The 20,442-nt window shown below is 63.6% G+C and carries 21 protein-coding genes and 1 tRNA gene; 10 read left to right on the forward strand and 12 right to left on the reverse strand.

Going from position 1 to position 20,442, the window contains the following annotated elements; genetic code table 11:
• Window positions 1-3: 3 nt before the first annotated feature.
• Genes RM190_RS17625 through RM190_RS17640 form a run of 4 tightly spaced genes read left to right on the forward strand, consistent with a single transcriptional unit; the run spans window position 4 to window position 2,780 of the window.
• Window positions 4-990 (forward strand): glycoside hydrolase family 3 protein, encoded by a 987-nt coding sequence (locus RM190_RS17625; protein WP_311760779.1) that lies wholly within the window; start codon window positions 4-6, stop codon window positions 988-990.
• A gap of 57 nt (window positions 991-1,047) precedes the next feature.
• Window positions 1,048-1,887: a segregation and condensation protein A gene (locus RM190_RS17630; RefSeq protein WP_311760780.1), complete on the forward strand. Its 840-nt coding sequence runs from the start codon at window positions 1,048-1,050 to the stop codon at window positions 1,885-1,887.
• A 29-nt stretch (window positions 1,888-1,916) separates the two neighbouring features.
• The gene (gene scpB / locus RM190_RS17635; protein ID WP_311760852.1) at window positions 1,917-2,552 is read left to right on the forward strand and encodes an SMC-Scp complex subunit ScpB; all 636 of its coding nucleotides are present in this window, start codon (window positions 1,917-1,919) and stop codon (window positions 2,550-2,552) included.
• 21 nt (window positions 2,553-2,573) lie between these two features.
• On the forward strand, window positions 2,574-2,780 hold the full coding sequence (locus RM190_RS17640; protein WP_311760781.1) for a hypothetical protein: 207 nt from the start codon (window positions 2,574-2,576) through the stop codon (window positions 2,778-2,780).
• Here the strand turns inward: RM190_RS17640 and RM190_RS17645 are convergent.
• From RM190_RS17645 to ihfA, 4 genes are all read right to left on the reverse strand, one after another.
• Window positions 2,777-3,850, reverse strand: coding sequence for a 2'-deoxycytidine 5'-triphosphate deaminase (locus RM190_RS17645; protein WP_311760782.1), 1,074 nt, complete (start codon window positions 3,848-3,850; stop codon window positions 2,777-2,779). The two genes, RM190_RS17640 and RM190_RS17645, sit on opposite strands and share 4 nt — an antisense overlap.
• A 60-nt stretch (window positions 3,851-3,910) precedes the next feature.
• A tRNA-Pro gene (locus tag RM190_RS17650) sits at window positions 3,911-3,988 on the reverse strand.
• A gap of 123 nt (window positions 3,989-4,111) precedes the next feature.
• Window positions 4,112-4,708: a MerR family transcriptional regulator gene (locus RM190_RS17655; protein ID WP_311760783.1), complete on the reverse strand. Its 597-nt coding sequence runs from the start codon at window positions 4,706-4,708 to the stop codon at window positions 4,112-4,114.
• Entirely contained in the window at window positions 4,708-5,016 is a 309-nt protein-coding gene (gene ihfA, locus RM190_RS17660) for an integration host factor subunit alpha (RefSeq protein ID WP_311760784.1), read from the reverse strand. Before ihfA ends, RM190_RS17655 begins: the two co-directional genes overlap by 1 nt.
• A 198-nt stretch (window positions 5,017-5,214) precedes the next feature.
• Between ihfA and RM190_RS17665 the strand changes: the two genes are divergently transcribed.
• The gene (locus tag RM190_RS17665) at window positions 5,215-5,490 is read left to right on the forward strand and encodes a DksA/TraR family C4-type zinc finger protein (protein WP_311760785.1); all 276 of its coding nucleotides are present in this window, start codon (window positions 5,215-5,217) and stop codon (window positions 5,488-5,490) included.
• A gap of 2 nt (window positions 5,491-5,492) precedes the next feature.
• Here the strand turns inward: RM190_RS17665 and RM190_RS17670 are convergent, their stop codons facing one another.
• The 4 genes from RM190_RS17670 to RM190_RS17685 form a co-directional block, all read right to left on the reverse strand.
• Complete coding sequence (locus RM190_RS17670; protein WP_311760786.1) at window positions 5,493-6,464, reverse strand: beta-ketoacyl-ACP synthase III; 972 nt, start codon at window positions 6,462-6,464, stop codon at window positions 5,493-5,495.
• On the reverse strand, window positions 6,464-7,579 hold the full coding sequence (gene plsX / locus RM190_RS17675; RefSeq protein WP_311760787.1) for a phosphate acyltransferase PlsX: 1,116 nt from the start codon (window positions 7,577-7,579) through the stop codon (window positions 6,464-6,466). Before plsX ends, RM190_RS17670 begins: the two co-directional genes overlap by 1 nt.
• 17 nt (window positions 7,580-7,596) lie before the next feature.
• Window positions 7,597-7,803: a 50S ribosomal protein L32 gene (gene rpmF / locus RM190_RS17680; protein ID WP_311760788.1), complete on the reverse strand. Its 207-nt coding sequence runs from the start codon at window positions 7,801-7,803 to the stop codon at window positions 7,597-7,599.
• Between the two features lie 323 nt (window positions 7,804-8,126).
• Window positions 8,127-8,945 carry a sulfotransferase family protein gene (locus tag RM190_RS17685; protein ID WP_311760789.1) on the reverse strand — a complete coding sequence of 273 codons (819 nt, stop codon included), beginning with the start codon at window positions 8,943-8,945 and terminating at the stop codon, window positions 8,127-8,129.
• Window positions 8,946-9,080: 135 nt separating this feature from the next.
• On the opposite strand from RM190_RS17685, the gene RM190_RS17690 reads away from it, so the two are divergent.
• Both RM190_RS17690 and RM190_RS17695 read left to right on the forward strand, forming a co-directional pair.
• Entirely contained in the window at window positions 9,081-10,658 is a 1,578-nt protein-coding gene (locus RM190_RS17690; RefSeq protein WP_311760790.1) for a DUF5928 domain-containing protein, read from the forward strand.
• Window positions 10,659-10,675: 17 nt separating this feature from the next.
• Window positions 10,676-11,050 (forward strand): histidine triad nucleotide-binding protein, encoded by a 375-nt coding sequence (locus tag RM190_RS17695; RefSeq protein ID WP_311760791.1) that lies wholly within the window; start codon window positions 10,676-10,678, stop codon window positions 11,048-11,050.
• 6 nt (window positions 11,051-11,056) lie between these two features.
• Here RM190_RS17695 and RM190_RS17700 read toward each other — a convergent pair whose 3' ends face one another.
• Complete coding sequence (locus tag RM190_RS17700) at window positions 11,057-12,010, reverse strand: ABC transporter ATP-binding protein (RefSeq protein ID WP_311760792.1); 954 nt, start codon at window positions 12,008-12,010, stop codon at window positions 11,057-11,059.
• 68 nt (window positions 12,011-12,078) lie between these two features.
• On the opposite strand from RM190_RS17700, the gene RM190_RS17705 reads away from it, so the two are divergent.
• Both RM190_RS17705 and polA read left to right on the forward strand, forming a co-directional pair.
• A complete protein-coding gene (locus tag RM190_RS17705; RefSeq protein WP_311760793.1) occupies window positions 12,079-12,267 on the forward strand; it encodes a zinc-finger domain-containing protein in 189 nt (62 codons plus the stop codon).
• 175 nt (window positions 12,268-12,442) lie between these two features.
• Window positions 12,443-15,244, forward strand: coding sequence for a DNA polymerase I (polA, locus tag RM190_RS17710; protein ID WP_311760794.1), 2,802 nt, complete (start codon window positions 12,443-12,445; stop codon window positions 15,242-15,244).
• 76 nt (window positions 15,245-15,320) lie between these two features.
• Here the strand turns inward: polA and hemN are convergent, their stop codons facing one another.
• Window positions 15,321-16,676 carry an oxygen-independent coproporphyrinogen III oxidase gene (gene hemN / locus RM190_RS17715; protein ID WP_311760795.1) on the reverse strand — a complete coding sequence of 452 codons (1,356 nt, stop codon included), beginning with the start codon at window positions 16,674-16,676 and terminating at the stop codon, window positions 15,321-15,323.
• A gap of 49 nt (window positions 16,677-16,725) precedes the next feature.
• On the opposite strand from hemN, the gene fnrL reads away from it, so the two are divergent.
• Window positions 16,726-17,451 carry a transcriptional regulator FnrL gene (fnrL, locus tag RM190_RS17720; protein ID WP_311760796.1) on the forward strand — a complete coding sequence of 242 codons (726 nt, stop codon included), beginning with the start codon at window positions 16,726-16,728 and terminating at the stop codon, window positions 17,449-17,451.
• Here fnrL and RM190_RS17725 read toward each other — a convergent pair.
• Together RM190_RS17725 and RM190_RS17730 are read right to left on the reverse strand one after the other, a co-directional pair.
• Complete coding sequence (locus tag RM190_RS17725) at window positions 17,448-18,281, reverse strand: universal stress protein (RefSeq protein ID WP_311760797.1); 834 nt, start codon at window positions 18,279-18,281, stop codon at window positions 17,448-17,450. The two genes, fnrL and RM190_RS17725, sit on opposite strands and share 4 nt — an antisense overlap.
• 310 nt (window positions 18,282-18,591) lie before the next feature.
• Window positions 18,592-20,238 carry a serine hydrolase gene (locus RM190_RS17730; RefSeq protein ID WP_311760798.1) on the reverse strand — a complete coding sequence of 549 codons (1,647 nt, stop codon included), beginning with the start codon at window positions 20,236-20,238 and terminating at the stop codon, window positions 18,592-18,594.
• Window positions 20,239-20,442 lie beyond the last annotated feature (204 nt).

Raw genomic sequence — 20,442 nt, forward strand, 5'->3', positions numbered from 1 at the left:
CTCATGACCAGTGCGACGATCCTGGGCGGTATCGCCGGCCCCGACCTGACGGACAAGGAGCGCGACTTTTTTCGTGCTGCCAATCCCTGGGGCTTCATTCTGTTCGGGCGTAATATCGACACGCCCGAACGCCTGCGCCGCCTGACCGCAGCACTGCGTGACGCGGTTGGCTGGGATGCGCCGGTGCTGATCGATCAGGAAGGCGGTCGGGTCCAGCGGATGCGCGCGCCGCACTGGACCGAATGGCCTGCGCCTTTGGATCAAGCAGTGAATGGTGACCGCGCGATCTGGCTGCACCACCACCTGATGGCGCGGGAGTTGCGGGACATGGGCATTGATGCCGATTGCGCCCCCGTTCTGGACATTGCCCGCGACGATACCCATCCCTTTCTGCGGAACCGGTGTCTGGGGACGGACGCGGAAAGCGTCATCCGGCGCGGCCGGATTGCCGCCGAGGCGATGTTCGCCGCAGGCGTCCTGCCGGTGGTCAAGCACATGCCGGGCCACGGCCGTGCGCGCGTCGACAGCCACAAGGACTTGCCCATTGTCGAGGCTGGGCTGGAAGAGCTTGAGCGCACGGATTTTGCGCCCTTCCGGGCGCTGGCCGACCTGCCCATGGCGATGACTGCGCATATCCGCTTTACCGCCATCGACGACGCTCCGGCGACGGCCTCGGCCCCGGTCATCTCGGTGATCCGCGACAGGATCGGATTCGATGGGCTGCTGATGTCGGACGATATCGGGATGGAGGCGCTGTCCGGCACCCCGGCCGAGCGCGCCCGCGCGACGATTGCGGCGGGGTGCGACCTGGTCCTGTCCTGCAACGAGACCATTTCCCAGATGGAAAGCATCGTTGCTGCTGCTGGCCTGCTTTCTGCGCAGGGCCAGCGTCGCGGTGATCGTGCACTGTCGCTGAGGACAGCCGCAGGAACGGGGGAAACCGCGGATATGCGGGCCGAACTGCGTGCGCTTGGCGGGCTTGCGGCCTGAGATTGACTTGAATGCCCGCATGACCGATTCTGCCGCGATCCGTTCGGCCTGACTGAAATGACCAAAGTACCCTATCTGACGCCCGTTCCGGTTCCGGAAGACGCGGCCCGACCCCAAGACAGCCAGGGGCCGGAGGAGATGCCGACTGCCGAGCGCTTGGCGGAAGAGGTGCTGGTGGTCGATGTTTCAGGGTTCGAAGGTCCGCTCGACTTGTTGCTGACCCTGTCCCGGACGCAGAAGGTCGACCTGATGCGGGTCTCGGTCCTCCAGCTTGCCGACCAGTATCTGGCCTTTGTCGAACGCGCCCGAGCGTTGCGGATCGAACTGGCCGCGGATTATCTGGTCATGGCGGCATGGCTGGCCTTCCTGAAGTCCCGGCTGCTGCTGCCCCCGGATCCCCAGGCTGAGGGCCCCTCGGCCGAGGACATGGCAGCGCACCTCGCCTTTCAACTGGAGCGGCTGCAAGCAATGCGCGAGGCGGCGGCAAGCCTGATGGCCCGCGACCGGCTGGGCCAGCAGCGCTTTGCGCGCGGCGCACCCGAGGCTGTCACGCGGTCGCGCCAAGTCGCCTGGCAGGCCGGTCTGATCGACCTGATGCGGGCCTACGCGATGCTTAGAACCCGCGATGAATTCCGGCCATACGCATTTGACCGGAAAGATATTTTCACGATGGAGCAGGCATTGGACCGGCTTCGGACAATGCTTGGCTATGCCGGAGACTGGACTTCGCTTGCAAGCTTCCTGCCCGACGGCTGGAACGGTGATCCGCAGCGTCGCCGGTCGGCCACCGCGGCCACATTTGCCGCCACCCTGGAACTTGCGCGTCAGGGACGGATCGAGCTTCGGCAATCCGGCACCTTCGCGCCCATCACACTACGCAGCAAGCTACCGGAATGACCGCGAACCCCACCGAGCCCAAGGCGACGATGCCGCCCCGCCCGACCGCCTCTCTTTCGTTGATCGAGCAGGAACGGATGATTGAAGCCATCCTCTTCGCCAGCGCCGAACCGCTGAGCCTGCGGGCCATCTCAAGCCGTCTGCCCGACGGCTGTGATGTGGCCGAGGCGCTGGAGACGCTGCGCGCCCGTTATCAGGGGCGAGGCGTGCAGCTTGGCCGCGTCGGGGACAGTTGGGCCTTTCGAACCGCGCCGGACCTTGGCTTTCTCATGCAGGAAGCGACCGTGGAAAGCCGCGGCCTGTCCCGCGCCGCGACCGAGACATTGGCGATCATCGCCTATCACCAGCCGGTGACGCGCACCGAGATCGAGGAGATTCGTGGCGTCGCGCTGAGCCGGGGCACGCTGGACCAGTTGATTGAACTGGATTGGGTGCGTGTCGGCCGCCGGCGGCAGACACCCGGCCGCCCGGCAACCTTCATTGTGACCGAAACCTTCCTGGATCATTTCGGGCTGGAAAGTGCGCGCGATTTGCCGGGGCTTGCCGAACTGCGCGCCGCGGGATTGCTGGAATCACGTCCGCCAGCGGCAGCCATGCCCGTGGTGGCAGGGGATGACGATGCCGATGGCATGGTGCTGCCCCAAGACCTTTACGACGATGAGTGAGGCCAAGGGGAGGGCCGCGCCATGAATTTGAACCAGATCTTCAACAGAATGACCCGCATGGCAATGAACCGGCTGGTGAATTGGACCATGAGAAAGGGCATGAAAGGATTGGATAGCGGCCCGCGGCCCAAATCTTCTGGGCCGCAGCGCGAATTGGACAAGAGTGCCCGGCAGGCGGTCAAGCGCGCGCGTCAGGCCGCCCGCGTCACGCGGCGCATCGGCCGCTAGGCGGCCCCGAACTGCTTGGCCAGCTTCAAACCCTGGCCCTGATAGTTCGACGCTATACCTTCGCCATACAGACGCTCGGGTCGGGCGGACATCCGTTCATAGACAAGGCGGCCCACGACCTGCCCGTGTTCCAGAGCAAAGGGGGCTTCGTGACAGCGAACCTCCAGCACGCCGCGCGCGCCATGTCCGCCAGTCCCGTGGCCGAATCCCGGATCGAAGAAGCCCGCATAATGCACCCGGAATTCGCCGACCATGGCCAGATAGGGGGCCATTTCGGCGGCGTAGTCCGGTGGAATCGCCACGGCTTCGCGGCTGACAAGGATGTAGAAGGCGCCGGGATCCAGAATCAGTTGGCCGTCGCGCGTCCGCAGCTCGTCCCAGAAATCCGAAGCGCGATAGGCGCCAATGCGGTCCAGATCGATGACGCCACTGTGCGGACGGGCGCGATAGCCTACCAGATCGCCCTGATCGGGCCGCAGATCGACCGAGAAGCCAAGCCCGTCATCGATCAGGGCCTGCCCTGTAACAAGGGGCTGTGCCGCGTGCAGGTGGTTCAGTTCGGCATCGCTCAGCACGGATTGCCCCTGCCGCAGGCGGAGCTGGTTCAGCCGCATTCCGGGACGGACGAGGACCGAAAAGCTGCGCGGACAGATCTCGGCATAGATGGGGCCGTCATAGCCTTCGGGCAGGCGGTCGAATTCGGTCCCTTCATCGGTGACAAGCCGCGTCAACAGGTCCAGTCGCCCGGTCGAGCTTTTGGCATTGGCGACGGCATCAAGGCCCGCGGGCAGGGCCAGCCGCTCCATCAGCGGGACCAGATAGACGCAGCCCTTTTCCAGAACCGCACCGCCGCTGAGGTCCATCCGGTGCATCTCGAAATCGGCAAGGCGCTCGCTGACCTTCCGGCCGCGACCCGCCAGAAATGATGCGCGCAGGCGCCAGGCGGTCTGTCCGAGGCGCAGATCGAGGCTGGCGGGTTGGACCTGTTCGGGAAGGATCGGACGCTCGGCGGAAATCGCCCCGGTCTCGATCAACTGGCGCAGCGCGCTGTCGGGCAAAACACCGTTCAAGAAAACACCTCTGGAAAAGGGGAAACGCCCACCCCTGGAGAGGAGTGAGCGTTTTCGGAATGGTCGGGCCGGAGAGATTCGAACTCTCGGCCTTCCGCCCCCCAGACGGACGCGCTAACCAGGCTGCGCCACGGCCCGACGGGGGTCATATAGAGCGAAGCAGGCGGGCAGCACAAGGGGGAGTGGGCGGATTTTTCGACATTAACGCAGATAGATTCACCGACACGATCACCATGCGGAAAAGCAGGCGTAATCATGGCCTTAAAGTAGGGCGTGGAGACGGTCCCGCAGGTCCCGCGCACGGGCAGGAGGTGGCGATCCGGCAAATTCGCGTCGCCGCAGTTCGGAGGCAGCAGTGCACAGCCGCAGCAACCACTCAGCCTCTGATCCCGGTTGGGGGTCAGGGAAAAGCGGCAGCAATTCAGCGCCGGTCTGGGACCGGCGACGCTTCGGTGCGGCGGACCGGGAAGGTTCCCCGTTCTGCGGGGCGCTGACGGCTTCGCTTGATTCGGGCAAATGCAATCCGGCGGCAGCTCCGATTTGGGCCGGAGCCTGCTTCGACAGGTCGCGCATGATGTCCCCCAGCCGTTCTGCGCCCAGCCGCCGCAGGCCGGCCCCACGGTCGGCCGAAATCAGGCGCTTGGCGCCGCGGATGCTGAGCCCTTCCTCGCGCATGACCTGGCAAAGGCCGGCGACAAGGCGAACGTCATCGGGACGGTAGTAGCGCCTGCCGTCGCTGCGCTTTACCGGAGACAAATGGGTGAACTGCGTTTCCCAATACCGCAGGACATGCGGCGCGACACCCACGAGGCGCGAAACCTCTCCGATCGAGCGAAAGGCGTCGGGGGACTTGTCCATCAGCTGCCGGGCTTGTTGCCTGCCGCCACCCGATCCTTCATCAGATGCGAGGGGCGGAACGACAGGACGCGGCGCGGCGTGATCGGCACTTCTTCGCCCGTCTTGGGGTTGCGGCCGATGCGTTCGTTCTTGTCCCGGACCGAGAAGGTTCCAAAGGACGAGATCTTGACCTGTTCGCCACGCACCAGTGCGTCCGAGATGTGCCCCAGCACACTTTCGACAAGCTGCGCGGATTCGTGACGGGACAGGCCGACTTCACGGAACACGGCCTCTGCCAGATCCATGCGGGTCAGGGTGGAGTCGCTCATCTGGGAAACCTCTCTCTTGTAGCAAGGATGATTTTTTTGCTGCGGGGTGTCAACATGCCGGACCCCGCCATGGTTCCGTCAGACGAATTTTCCCCCGCTTTATTCGGGCGTTACCGGGGTAGATTGGCATTTCTGCGGATTGAAACCGCCATATCGCCGCCTATCTGATACATAAAGCGACAGTTGGCGGGGTGTGACATGGCCGGAGGATGGGCACGCGACGACGCGGTGAACGACCAGATCGACGTCTCGACGCAAGAGGCGATCGAGCGGATGCGGGCACGCCAGTCGCATCGTGCGGCGGGGGAAAGCGCGGAATTCTGTGACGAATGCGACGAGCCGATCCCGCAGGCGCGCCGTGACGCCATTCCGGGCGTACGGCTGTGCGTCGCCTGTCAGGGCAAGCACGACCGCAACTGGAAGCCACAGGCAGGCATCAATCGCCGGGGTTCAAAAGACTCGCAACTACGCTGAGTTTACCAGCGCAGCACGACCGATCCCCATGCCAGACCGCCGCCGATGGCTTCGGCGACAAGGATCTGGCCGGGCTTGAACTTGCCCTGCTCATCGGCGACCGACAACGCCAATGGGATCGAGGCGGCAGAAGTATTGCCGTGATCGGCGACCGTCAGCACGACCTTTTCCATTGGCAGATGCATCCGTTTGGCCGTCGCCTCGATGATGCGCGAATTAGCCTGGTGGGGCACCAGCCAGTCGACCTGATCGGTGGTCAGCCCGGCCCGTTCAACCGCGCGATGCGCGGTGTCGGCCAGCTTCTCGACTGCGTGACGGAATACCAGGTTGCCCTGCATCCGCAGATGCCCGGCGGTTCCGGTCGAGGCTACACCGCCATCGACGTAAAGCAGGTCGCGATACTGGCCGTCACTGTTCAGGTCCACGGCAAGAATGCCGCGATCCGCCGGGGTGCCATCGCCTTCGACGGCCTCCAGAACGACCGCGCCGGCACCGTCTCCGAAAAGGACACAGGTGCCACGGTCGGTCCAGTCCATGATGCGGCTGAAGGTTTCAGCCCCGATCACCAGCACGCGCTCGGCTTGACCTGCGCGAATCATCGCATCGGCGTTTGCCAGCGCAAAGACGAAGCCCGCGCAGACGGCCTGAACGTCGTAGGCAAAGCCGCGCTTCATCCCCAGCCCGGCCTGAACCATCGTTGCGACCGAGGGGAAGGTGAAGTCGGGGGTCGACGTAGCGACGATCACCGCATCGATCTGGTCCACCGAAATGCCGGCATGGTCCAAGGCCGCCTTGGCCGCGGCGATGCCGAGGTCGCTGGTGCGCTGATCCTCGGCGGCAAAGTGGCGGCGCTCGATCCCGGTCCGCGAGCGGATCCATTGGTCCGTGGTTTCCAGCTTGTCCTCGAACCAGCTGTTCTCGACCACACGCTCGGGCAGGTAATGCCCCGTGCCCCGGATTACCGCACGCCGCATCAGGACGTTCCCTTTTTATCTGCGCCGGCAAGCCCGGCGATTTCCGGCGACAGCGACTGCGCCACGCGCGCGGCAAGGCGCTCGTGGAAGCCCGACTGCGCCAGTTGGAAGGCAAGCTTGATCGCCGCCGAGATCCCGGTCGCGTCGGCCCCGCCGTGGGATTTCACCACCGTGCCGTTCAGTCCCAGGAAAACCCCGCCGTTCACCCGGCGCGGGTCGATGCGTTTCTGAAGACGCTTCAGCGAGGTCATCGCGAGGAGGGCGGCAAATTTCGACATGACCGAATTGCCGAAGGCATCCTTGAGGAAATCGCCGACCAGCTTTGCAGTACCTTCGCCGGTCTTCAACGCGACATTGCCCGTGAAACCATCGGTGACGATCACATCCACGCGCGCTGAGGGCAGATCGCCGCCTTCGACGAAGCCGACATAGTCGAAACTTCCCGCATCGGCGGTCGAAGCGATCAGTTCATGGGCCTGCTTCAGTTCGGCACGGCCCTTGTGCTCTTCGGTCCCAACGTTCAGCAGCCCCACCCGAGGACGGGCGAGGCCAAGGCCGTTGCGGGCATAGGAAGCGCCCATCAGGGCATAGGTCAGAAGATCCTGCGCATCGGCGCGGATATCGGCCCCCACGTCCAGCATGACATTGAAGCCTTGCGGATTGCGGGATGGCCACAAGCAGGCGATCGCCGGACGATTGACGCCCGGCAGCTTGCGGAGTCGCAACATCGACAGCGCCATAAGCGCGCCGGTATTGCCGCAGGACACGGCGACGGTCGCCTCGCCGTTGCGGACGGATTCGATGGTGGACCACATCGAGGTGCCTTCGCCCTTGCGAAGCACCTGGCTGGGCTTGTCCTCCATCGTCACGACGCCTGCGGCATCGCGAACGTCGCAACGTGCGGCAAGACCCTGCCGATGCCCGATCAACTGATCGAGCTCGGCTTTCGGGCCATGGACGATGAACCGGATTTCGGCGTTCTTCTGGGCGCTCTCGGCAATTCCCGCCACCACTGCAGCGGGGCCGCGATCGCCGCCCATCGCGTCAACGGATATCACCACGCCGCCCTTGCATTCCGGGCCGCGCGGGATAGTCGTGCTCTCCGCCGGATTCATGTCCTTGGTCGGTCCGCTTAGGCCGCGTCGTCGTCCAGATCGACTTCGTTGGCCTGGGCCACGACTTCGCGGTTGTCATAGTGACCGCAGGACGGGCAGACGTGATGCGGACGCTTCAGTTCGCCGCAGTTGGTGCATTCGTTCGGGTTTCCTGCGACCAGCGCGTCATGCGAACGACGCATGTTGCGGCGGGAGCGGGTAACTCGGTTCTGAGGGACGGCCATGTCTCAACCTCAAGTGGTTCGGGGGGCGGTCACAGGACAACCCCGGATTCTAATATCGGGTCTGGGCGGGGCATAGGACAATGACGCGTCAGCCGCAAGGCTCGAAACGAGATCTCGCGCACGGGGGCCACGGTCCGGGATATCCCCCGCCGGTCGGATGAACGCGCGAAAATAGCGAAGTTCGCGCGTTTCGCAAGGGAAATCTTGGATAAACCGGATTGCCCCTGCGGCAAGTCCATCGCCCGACCGAATGCGGTTGCACGTTGGCCGGGGCAATGGACACCGCGACCGCCCGTAATGGGGGGCGGCGCGGTCCAGCGGGCTTAGCGGCCCAGCTTGGCGTGGACTTCGTCGATATCGACTTCGCCCTTCGGCAGCTTGTTGTCCGGATTGTCGAAATCGTATCTGAATAGCTGGAAGTCCTTCTTGTAGACTTCCCACACAAGGTGCCGGGACAGGTCGTCGAAATACTCGCTGACCTTGTGGGCGCGCTTGGGGCCGTGCCCCTCGGATTCGTTGAACTTCGGCACGTCGGCCAGGTCCAGCGGCACCTTGGTCGGGGCCGCGTCCAGCACCTTCTGCATGCCGTCGTTGAACTTCTCGGTAAAGAAGATCTGGTCATAGCGGCCACCGTTCACGATGAAGGTCGCGATGTGCCCCGACATGGATGACCAGTGGATGTCCGGCTCCATCGGGCGGCGCCAGCGGATGGTGTCCCGCGCGAACAGCAAAAAGCGGCGGAAACTTGCGATCTGGTCGAAATCGAAGTTGTTCTCGGGGGTGCCGACATCGATGCCATAGCGCTGCATCAACTGCGGCACTAGATTCCCGCGATAGCGCTTGCCGTTGCGCTGGATCCCCGCGATCTTGTCGAAAAACGACGATAGAACACGGGCATAGGGGTTTCTAACGCAGGTGAAGGTCATCGACTTGTGCGCCTTGACGCTGTCCTCGATCGGCTTCTGGCTGCCTTCCTGGTTCCACTTGTGAAGGCCGCTTGTAGAATCATGGATATCACCGTCGAAGTAGCGGCCATGATCCGAATAAAACATGATCTGACCGATAGACGAGCAGGCGCATTTCGGGACGACGCGATAGACCATGCTTTCGCTTTCCGTCATCCAGGTTCCGGGGAAGCCCATTCACACATTCCTTATTCGAGGCTGCGGTCGGGTTGCCGACCTTGCCAAAATCGCTAGACACAGAAAGCAAATCACCGGACGAGATTCAACCGGGTGTGGAACCGTTCGACCCAGATGAATGGATTGGTCACATAAATGGCGCGGATTGCCTTCATTCTGCTCTGCCACAAGGATCCCAAGGGAATTATTGCTCAGGCCAAGCGTCTGACGGCCTCTGGGGACTATGTGGCAATTCACTTCGACGCACGGGCAAGCCAGCGGGATTTCGACCAGATCCGCACCGCCCTTGCGGATAATCCAGGCGTTGTTTTTACAGGGCGCAGGCGCAAATGCGGTTGGGGGGAGTGGTCGCTTGTGGCTGCGACCGTGGACGCGGTCAGGGCGGCGGTCGGCGCATTTCCGCTGGCAACGCATTTCTACATGCTGTCCGGCGATTGTATGCCGATCAAGTCGGCGGAATATGCCCATGCCTTCCTTGATGCCGAAGATTGCGACTACATCGAGTCCTTCGATTTCTTCAAATCGAACTGGATCAAGACGGGAATGCGCGAAGAGCGGCTGATCTATCGCCACTGGTTCAACGAACGCACACAGCCAAAACGCTTTTATTCCAGCTATGAAATGCAGAAGCGCTTCAAGCTGACGCGGCCCATTCCTGCCGATATTCAGGTCATGATCGGATCGCAATGGTGGTGCCTGCGCCGCCAATCTGTCGAGCGTGTGTTGGAGTTTTGTGACAGCCGCCCCGATGTGATGCGGTTCTTTTCCACGACCTGGATCCCGGATGAGACCTTCTTCCAGACCATCGTGCCCCATGTCGTCCCCCGCAAGGAGATCAGGACGAGGACGCTGACCTATCTGGTCTTCACGGATTATGGGATGCCGGTCACCTTCTACAACGACCATTACGATCTGCTGATGGGTCAGAACTATCTGTTCGCCCGCAAGATCAGTCCCGAGGCACTGCGCCTGCGGGAACGGTTGGGCGCTCTTTGGGCGGCCACCGGGGTGCATTTCCCGATCTCGAACGAGGCAACGGGGCTTTTCAAGTTTCTGACCGGGCGTGGGCGCATAGGCAGGCGCTTCGCCCCGCGCTTCTGGGAGACCGAGGGCAGCCTTGGCCGCGAAAACTCGCTGCGGCTGGTCGTTTCGAAGAAATGGCATGTCGCCAAGCGCCTGACCGATGCGATCCGGGACGTGACCGAGATTCCGGCCGTCGACTATCTGTTCAACGAAACCAAGGCGAATCTGCCGGACCTGGGCGGGGTCGAAACGACGATCGCCAAGCGCGAGCGGCACCGGCGCGCCCTGCTGCGCCTGCTTTTCGAGCAGTTCGAATCGAACAGTCTTGTCATCTGCCTTGACCCTTCGGCCATGCACCTGATTCAGGACTTGATGAACGACAAGGCGGATACCCGCGTGCTGCTGATCGATTCCGAATTCGACGACACCTATGTCCGCGGTCATATCGACCGGGTGGGGCTGGCGGGTTCGGGGACGCCGTCGGACGTCATCGACCGGCTCCTGCCCACCGTCCGCGCGGATCTGGAGCACGAGACCGAGCGCCTTCGCGATCTTGCGTTGAGCGGCTTCTATTCGATCGCGCCCTGGCGCAGCGACGAAGAAAACGCGGTTCAGATCTCGCGCTTCCTTGACGTGCTGCCCGATACGGCCGAACGACTGGCCAAGACCAACTATCTGTTCAGCGACTGACAAGGCAGAGGGACCGCATGCCGACCTATGACGAATCAAACATCTTCGCCCGTATCCTGCGCGGCGAGATCCCGAACCAGACCGTTCTGGAAACCGAGCACACGCTTGCCTTCCGCGACATTCGCCCGCAGGCCCCGGTGCATGTTCTGGTGATCCCGAAGGGCGCTTATGTCAGCTACGACGATTTCGCTGCCAATGCCTCGGACGCCGAGATTCTGGATTTCAACCGCGCCGTCGCGCGACTGACCCGCGAACTGGGGGTCGATCTGGACAGCGGGCAGGGGTTCCGGGCGATCACCAATGCCGGCGCACATGGCGTGCAAGAGGTGCCGCATTTCCACCTGCACATCCTGGGCGGTCGCAATATCGGCCGGATGATCCAGCCCGACTGATCTGGACTAGGGGCGCGAGGTCAGCCTGACGAAGGCATCCTCAAGATCCGGGGTCTCGACCGTGACATCCCGGATCGGCATTCCCGCTGCGCGCAGGGCATCGATCATCGCATCGGCGGGCAGCCGCGACGGCGCATAGCTGAGTGCAAGCCGTCCATCCGCCCGCCGCTCGGCCCGCACGCCTTCGGGCAATTGGGGCAGGGCGCGGGCGTCGCCCGTGTCGATCACCAGCGTCTTCGAATCCGCCCTTCCCAGAATCGCGCTGGTATCGTCGCACAGGATCAATTCGCCGCGGTCGATGATGGCGATGCGGTCGCACATCTCCTCGGCTTCCTCCAGGTAATGGGTCGTCAGGATGATGGTCATCCCTTGTTCGTTCAGGCGGCGGACATTGCGCCACAGCATTTCGCGCAGCTGGATGTCGACACCCGCCGTCGGCTCGTCCAGGACCAGGATCTGGGGGCGGTGGACCAGTGCCTTGGCCAGCAGCAGCCGCCGCTTCATGCCGCCAGAAAGGTGGCGGGAGTAGCTTTCCGCCTGCTCGGTCAGCCCGACCAGCTCCAGCAGATCATCCGTCCAGCGCTCGCGCTTGGGCACCCCGTAAAGTCCGGCCTGAACCTCAAGGCTGGCGCGCGGGCTAAGGAAAGGGTCGATGTTCAGTTCCTGCGGCATGACGCCGATCGCCGCGCGCGACTGGCGCGGGTTCACGTCCTGATCAAAGCCCCAGATAGATACTCTGCCCGCGGTCTTGCGGACCAGCCCGGCCAGGATGTTGATCGTGGTGGACTTGCCCGCCCCGTTCGGACCCAGCAGACCGAAGATCGAGCCAGCAGGAATGGAAAGGTCCAACCCCTTCAGCGCCTGCTTGGGCGCGGCGCCGCCCGAGGCCGCGTAGGTCTTGGTCAGACCTCTGATTTCGATTGCATTCGCGGCGTCAATGCGGTCTTGGGGGGCTGGCATCGCATCATTCCCATCTTTATGATGCGAGCGGTTTAACCCCGTTTGTCGTCAGAGCTCAAGGAAACGCCATGACTGTTCCGGCCCCCGAAATCCAGACCGTCACCGCTTGGAAGGTGGCCTGCGATGGTGATGAAGCGCGCGGGCTGGGGCATCCGCGGGTCTGGCTGGCCATTCCGCAGGATCTCGGCTGGGTCGAATGCGGATATTGCGACAAGCGCTTCGTGGTCGACCGCGACCACGCGCACGACGACCACTGAAGCGCGCGCGAATTCCGGCACCGGTTTCGATAGAAAGGCCGAAGTTCCTGTAAGGGCTTCGGCCCTGTTCTCATTGTGCGCTGCTGCCTGCGTGCTTCTATGGGTCGCATGGTCTTGGCCCCCGCCCGCCTTCGTGGCAGAAGAAGGCACAGATTGATGCATGACGGGGGCATAGATGACTGAGACTTTCGGCAAGGGCCACCATCTGCACCTGATCGATGGGTCCGCCTTTATCTTCCGGGCCTATCATGCCCTGCCGCCGCTGACCCGCCGTTCCGACGGGCTGCCCATCGGCGCGGTGGCGGGCTTTTGCAACATGCTCTGGAAATACATCCAGGACGGCTCGGGCCCCAATGAGCCGACCCATGTCGCGGTGGTGTTCGACCATTCCTCGAAAACCTTCCGCAACGAGATCTATCCGCTCTACAAGGCCAACCGGCCCGAGCCGCCCCAGGACCTGCGCCCGCAGTTCCCCCTGACCCGAGAGGCGACGCGCGCCTTCAATATCGCCTGCATCGAGACCGAGGGATTCGAGGCTGATGACATCATGGCTTCGCTGGCCTGTCAGGCGCGCGATGCTGGCGGGCGGGTGACGATCATCAGCTCGGACAAGGATCTGATGCAGCTTGTCGGCAACGGGGTCGAGATGATGGACCCGATCAAGAACAAGCCAATCGGGCCCGACGAGGTCCGCGAGAAGTTCGGCGTCGCGCCGGATCGGGTGATCGATGTTCAGGCCCTGGCCGGGGATTCCGTCGATAACGTGCCGGGCGCTCCGGGGATCGGGATCAAGACCGCCGCCCAACTGATCGAGGAGTTTGGTGATCTTGAGACGCTTTTGGCGCGTGCGGGGGAAATCAAGCAACCCAAGCGCCGCCAGACCCTGATCGACAATGCCGATCTGATCCGCATTTCGAAGCGGTTGGTCGAACTTGATTGCCGGATGGATCTGGATTTCGGGCTGGACAGCCTGACGATGCGCGCCCCCGATCCCGATGCGTTGCTGGAATTCCTGACCCGGATGGAGTTCCGGACCTTGACCACCCGCGTGGCCGAGCGCTTCGGGGCTGAGGCGCCGGTGGTATCGGACCAGCCGGTCCTTGCCGCTGCGGTGGCGGAACTGCCACCCATCGACCGCAGCCGCTACGAAACCATCCGGGACGAGGCGGCTTTGATCGCCTGGGTGGCCGAGATCGCCGAAAAGGGCGTACTCGCCATCGACACGGAAACCACCGGGCTTGACGAGATGCGCGCCGACCTTGTCGGGATCTCGCTTTCTACTGGTCCGGGCCGTGCCGCCTATATCCCGCTGGCGCATGTCAGCGAAGGCATGGCGGGCGACCTGTTCGGCGGTCCGGTTCTGGCCGAGGGACAGATGCCGCTCGAACGCGCGTTGGCTTTGCTGAAGCCCGTGCTGGAGGACGACGCCGTCCTGAAGATCGGCCAGAACATCAAGTACGACTACAAGATCCTGGCCCGGCTGGGTGTTCACATGGCGCCGATCGACGACACCATGCTGATGTCCTATGCGCTGAACGCCGGAACCCACAACCACGGCATGGATGAACTGGCCGAGCGTTACCTGGGCCATAAATGCATTCCCATCAAGGACCTGATCGGCAGCGGCAAGTCGCAGATCGGCTTCGCGCAGGTGCCGGTCGACAAGGCCAGTGAATATGCCGCCGAGGATGCCGAGGTGACCTGGCGGTTGTGGCATCGCCTGCGCCCTGAACTGTCGCGCAGCAAGGTTGCGACCGCCTACGAACTGCTCGAACGGCCAATGGTCGGCGTGCTGGCCGGTATGGAGACCACCGGTATCCGCATCGACGCCGACCACCTTCGGCGCATGTCCGCCGCCTTTGCGCAGAAGATGGCCCAGCTTGAGGACGAAATTCACGGCCTGGCCGGCGGGCGCTTCAACATCGGAAGCCCGAAGCAACTGGGCGAGATCCTGTTTGACCGCATGGGCCTTGCCGGGGGTAAGCAAGGCAAGACAGGTGCCTATTCGACCAGCGCGGAGGTCCTTGAGGATCTTGCGGCCGAGGGCAATGACCTGCCCGCGCGGGTGCTGGACTGGCGCGCGATCTCGAAGCTGAAATCGACCTATACGGACGCCCTGCCGCTGCATGTGAACCCGGACACCGGCCGCGTCCACACCTCGTATTCCATCGCGGGGGCACAGACCGGGCGTCTTGCCTCGACCGATCCGAACCTTCAGAATATCCCCGTCCGCACGGATGAAGGTCGGCGCATCCGCGAAGCCTTTGTCGCGGGGCCGGGAATGCGGATCGTCAGCCTCGACTACAGCCAGATTGAACTCCGCATCCTTGCCCATGTGGCCAGCATTCCCGCGTTGAAGCAGGCGTTCCACGACGGGATCGACATTCACGCCATGACCGCCAGCCAGATGTTCGGCGTCGCGGTCGAAGGCATGGACCCGATGATCCGCCGCCGTGCAAAGGCCATCAACTTTGGCGTGATCTATGGCATTTCGGGCTTCGGTTTGGCGCGCAACCTGCGCATCCCCCGGGCCGAGGCGCAAAGCTTCATCGACACCTATTTCGAGCGTTTCCCCGAAATCCGGGCCTATATGGACCGCACCGTGGCCGAGGCGAAGCAGGACGGCTATGTTCGCACCCTGTTCGGGCGGCGCATCAACACGCCGGGCATCAACCAGAACGGCCCCGCCGCCGGAGGAGCGCGCCGCGCTGCGATCAACGCGCCGATTCAGGGCGCTGCGGCCGACATCATCCGCCGCGCCATGATCCGGATGCCAGAGGCCATTCGCGACCTGCCCGCAAAGATGCTGCTGCAGGTTCATGACGAACTGGTCTTCGAGGTCGAGGAAACTGCGGTCGATGCCCTGATCGACGCCGCGCGGCAGGTCATGGAATCGGCGGCCGAGCCTGCCATCCGGCTGGACGTGCCACTGGTGGTGGATGCCGGACAGGGCGCGAACTGGGCCGAGGCCCACTGAAATGCGGGCGGGCGCCCTTCGCCGAAGGCGGGGGCCCGCGCATAAGCGACGGTGCCTAAGCGGGCTCCGTCAACGGTCAGATCGCGGTGGAATGCCCTGCGGGTGACATGGCGTAGGCATCGAACATCTGTGCGACCATGCGGGTCAGGGGGCGTCCTTCTGGAAGAATGCGCAAGCCGCCTTCATCCGTGCTGACAAGGTCGCCGAAGCGGTGCGAGACTTCGCCGAACAGCGCGGCCAGTGTCTCGGGTCCAAGGCCGTGGCCGGTCGCGAATTCTTCGGACGAAATGGCGAAATCGCACATCAGCGCCTCGATCATCCGGGCGCGCCACTTGTCCTCGGCCGAAAATTCGTGACCGCGTGAGATCGAAAAACGACTGTCGCGGATTGCCGAAACATAGGCCGGGGTCGCGGGCGCGTTTTGCGCATAACCTTGGGGCAGGCGCGAGATTGCCGAGGCACCCATACCGATCAGGATTTCGCCGCCGTCGTCCGTATAGCCCTGGAAGTTCCGCCGAAGGTGCCCCGCACGCTGCGCGCGGGCAAGCCCGTCGCCGGGTCGGGCAAAATGGTCGATACCTATTTCGTCATAGCCCTGCGATAGCAGAATCTCGCGCGCGACCTCGAACAGGTGCAGGCGTTCGTGCGGGTCGGGCAGGGATTCGGTCGGGATCATCACTTGACGCTTGGCCATCCACGGCACATGGGCATAGCCGTAAAGCGCGATCCGGTCGGGGGAAAGCTCCAGCAGCCGGTTCACCGTGTTCGCGATCCGGGTCTGGTCCTGATGCGGCAGTCCGAACAGGATATCGGCATTGACGCTGTCGATGTCTGTGGCGCGGATCATGTCAATGGCGCGACGCGTGACCGCAAAGCTTTGATCGCGGCCGATGACCTTCTGGATCTGCGGGTCGAAGTCCTGCACCCCGATCGAGGCGCGGGTCAGTCCGGCCTGCGCCAAGGCCTGCATCCGCGATTCGTCTATCTCGTTCGGATCGATCTCGACCGAAAATTCGGCGCCCTGATCCAGCGGAAATGCGGTCAGGACCGCATCCGCGACGCGGCGCATGGTATCGGCCGGCATCAGCGTCGGGGTTCCGCCCCCCCAATGCAGCCGGGAAAGGCGGATCCCGCGGGGCAGGGCATCGCGCAGCAGCGCCAGTTCTGCCAGCAGATCCTCGGCATAGGCACGCACAGGATCCTCGGACTGGGTGCCCTGCGTCCGGCAGGCGCAGAACCAGCACAGCCTGCGGCAAAACGGGACATGCAGGTAAAGCGAGATGGACGCGCCTTCGGGAATTTCGGCGAGCCACTCGCGATAACGCGACTCGTCCACCTTGGGCGAGAATTGCACGGCGGTCGGATAGCTCGTGTAGCGCGGGACCCGCGCGTCAAAGAGTCCCATGCGTTCGAGTTGCGATTGCTGTTCCATCTTCCTATCTTGCAGGGGACTTCCCCAATTTCCTTGATCCAGATCAAAAATGGCCCTGAACGTAGCGCCCCATTCGCAGCAAGCCTGCGATACCTGTCCTATTCGCCCGCACGCGGTTTGCGCGGGATCCCCGCCTGACCAACTTGTCGTGCTGGAAGGCCTGAAGTTCCGGCGCAGTTTTACTGCCGGGCAGGTGGTTGTCTGGGCTGGAGAGGAAATGGATTTCGTCGCCTCGGTCGTTTCGGGCGTCGCGGAACTTGGCCGCGAGCTTGAGGATGGCCGCCGCCAGATGGTCGGATTGCTGCTGACGGGCGACTTCCTTGGGCGGCCCGGCCGGGCGATTGCCCCCTATACGGTTGTTGCTGCGACGGACATGACATTGTGTTGTTTCCGCCGTCCGCAGTTCGAACAGCTTCTGACCAAGATGCCTGCCCTTGCCAACCGCCTGTTGGAGATGACGCTGGACGAATTGGACGTGGCGCGGGACTGGATGCTGCTTCTGGGGCGCAAATCCGCGCGCGAAAGGATCGCCTCGCTTCTGGTGCTGTTGGCCCGGCGCGAATCGGCGATGATCGGTCAGATTCCCACGGATCGCATCGCGATCGAATTGCCCATGACCCGGGAGGCGATCGCAGACCATTTGGGCCTGACCCTGGAAACCGTCAGCCGACAACTGGCTGCGCTGAAGGCTGACAAGGTGATCGTGCTGGACGGGAAGCGGCGCGTGACCGTCCCGTCCTTTGCCGCCCTCGTCGCGGAAAGTGCGGCGGCCTAGCGCGCCATCAGCACCGGCACCTTGGCCTTTTCCAGCATGCTGCGGGTCGCGCCGCCCAGAATCGCCTGGCGGAAGCGCGAATGCCCATAGGCGCCCATCACGACCATGTCAGCCCCGATCTCGGTCGCGCGGCGGCTGAGGATCTCGCTGACCAAGGGCAATGTTCGGGCGAGGACCGCGATTTCGGCCTTGACCCCGTGGCGGGTCAGCATCTTGCAAAGGGCGGCGCCCGGTTCGGACCGCTCGGGCCCGTGCGGAGAAGGATCGACCACCGTGATCTCGACCGATTCCGCGGCTTGCAGCAGCGGCAGGGCGCGACGGACCGCCACCAGCGCTTCGCTTGACTGGTTCCAGGCGATCAGGACTTTCTTGCCGAAGGGCTCGGTCAGTGTTTCGGGCACGATCAGGACAGGGGCCGAGCCTTCGAACAGCGCAGCTTCGGTGATCGCCTCGGCGTCCTGGGTCGCGCCCTCGCAATAGGGACGGCTCAGCACCACCAGGTCGGCATAGCGCGCGCGCATCCCGACCAATGTCGACAATCCACCGATCTGAGCCACGGCGGATTCCACACCCCAGCGAATATCCTCGGCCTTCAGGCGATCGCGGATCTTGTCCTCAAGCTCGCCCGCGGCGGCGATGGCCTTGTCGATCGATTCCTGGAAGACATAGGCTGAGGCCCCGGCATAGTAATACCCGCTTTGGGTGTGGTCGACGCCAAGACAGAAGACATCCAGATGCCCCTCCTCGCGTCTGGTCATGGCGATGGCCGATTCGAGTTGCTTGTGCTGCCGTTCATCGGTCAGCACGGTCAGGATGGATTTATATGCCATGAACCTCTCCTTTCGCCGCGATCCGCGGTTGCCTGTGGCAGAGGTGGTTCGCCCGGTCTGGATGGGCCACCCCCGATCCGATCTTAGCGCGCCGGGCCTTGGCCCGGATTGATGCATGTCAAAGTGTAACTCTTCGGCCCGCTTCTATAAATCGCCTTGTCGTTCCGACCCCTGCATCCGTTTCATCAACGCGAAAGGGCCGGGCTGGGTTGCAACAGATGGCGCAAGACCGGGCAGACCAGAGCAGCGTGCTGGCATGAAAAAGGGCCGCGCGGATCACCGGCGGCCCAATCCTGAAATTTCCGAAACCTCAGCGCGGGATGACGTTGCAGCTTTGCTGGCGAGCCATCAGTCGACCGCAGGCCAGTTCGGCCATGTCACGCGACATGCCGACGAAGTTCGCCTCATATCCGCGCTTGGTGGTCGTGACTTCGCTGGACGCGTTGCCCAGGGCATGGCTCTCCTGCAAGGCGGCACGTACCAGAAGCTGTTGCGCCTCAGCTTGCGAGCGGAAAAGCCCAAGCGTCACGCCAAAGCCCTTGCCAGATGTATCGCGGCTGATGACCTGTGCGGGTTCGTCATCCGTGGTGTCAACGGGATCCAGCGAGGCAAGGATGATTGCGTCGCCCCGCGGGGCAGGGGCGGCAGAGGCGGTCAGCGCCATCGTCGGGGCGGCCACGTCCGCCGCGTCGTCTTCGGTCGCGGCCGCAGGGGCGACCGCGCTCAGGACGAAAAGCGAAGCGGCCTTGGGTGCATCCAGACTGGCCCTTTCATCGCGGCGCGGCGCCGGAACCGGCCTTTGCGCGGGCAGGGCGGCGTCGGTGGGCGCATCCCCTTCGGGGCGGCTGCTGGGGCGCGGCGAAGTGGCGACCATGTCCTGATCACCCTTGGTCGAGGCCGTGGCGACCGGCGCACCCGGCTTGCGATGTGGCCGTGACCCGTCCGAGGCCGAGGCTTCACGGGCGCGGGACACCGCCGCCGCAATTGCCGCCGGGGTCACGATTCCCGCTGTCGAAGCGCGCGCCGCTGGCCTGTCAGACGAAGAGAGTTGCGGGACAGCGGCCGAATTGGCAGCCGCAGGAACTGGCGCGGCCGGCTCGACACGCGCGACCTGAACGCGCCGCGTTACCTCTTTCTTGACCATCAGCATCTCGGGCGGTGCGGGGCGTGCCTCGCGCGCCGTGCTTGACGCGCTGCCGAAGCCCGCATCCAGAAGCTGCGCCATGACCTGGTTGCGATGCGCGGTCGAGTTGCCGCCCATCACGGTCGCGATGATACGCTTGGAGCCCCGCTTGGCCGAAGCCGTCAGGTTGAAGCCTGCGGCCCGGGTGTAGCCGGTCTTGATCCCGTCCGCGCCCTCATAGCTGTCCAGGAACCTCTTGTTGGTGCTGGACACTTTCGCAATCCCCGCATCCGCCGAGCGGCGCGAGAAGATCGAGTAATATTGCGGGAAATCATAGAACAGGCGGCGGCCCAGCGTGGACAGGTCGCGGGCGGTGGAATAGTGCCCTTCGGTGGTCAGCCCGTTCGCGTTCACGAAATGCGTGTTCCGCATTCCCAGCGCCTTTGCCATTGCGTTCATCTGGGCCGCGAATTGCTGTTCCGAACCGCCCAGCCCCTCGCCGATGGTGGTGGCGGCGTCGTTCGCCGATTTCACCGCCGCGGCGCGGATCAGATAGCGCAGCTCGATCCTTTGACCTGCTTTCAGCCCCAGGCGCGACGGCGGCTGCGAGGCCGCGTGGCTTGATACCAGGAACTTGCTGTCCAGCCGCACCTGACCACGCTCAATGGCGTTGAACGCCAGGTAAAGCGTCATCATCTTCGTCAGCGATGCGGGGTGAAGCCTGGTGTCGGCGTTCTGGGAATAGATTTCCTTGCCCGTTCGCGCATCCATGACGAAAGCGGCAAAAGGCGCCGCGGCGACAGCCATCGGCAGCGCCCACGCAAATAGGATCATTAGTCCGAGGCGGACGTTTTGGGTGATTCTGCTCACTGTCCCGGTCTCTTCTGCCACTGAGGGTCCGTTCAAGGTGCGGACCCTTCATTAATAATTGGACAATATCACGCAAAGCCGGTTTCGAAAACCGTAAGTTTTCTTCCATTCGGCGAGCAAAGGCGGGGCTTTGCCACGCCCCGCGCGAGCGTCGCGATGCGGGGCTTA

It is taken from the genome of Paracoccus broussonetiae, assembly GCF_031854425.1.
GTDB classification, from domain to species: domain Bacteria; phylum Pseudomonadota; class Alphaproteobacteria; order Rhodobacterales; family Rhodobacteraceae; genus Paracoccus; species Paracoccus broussonetiae.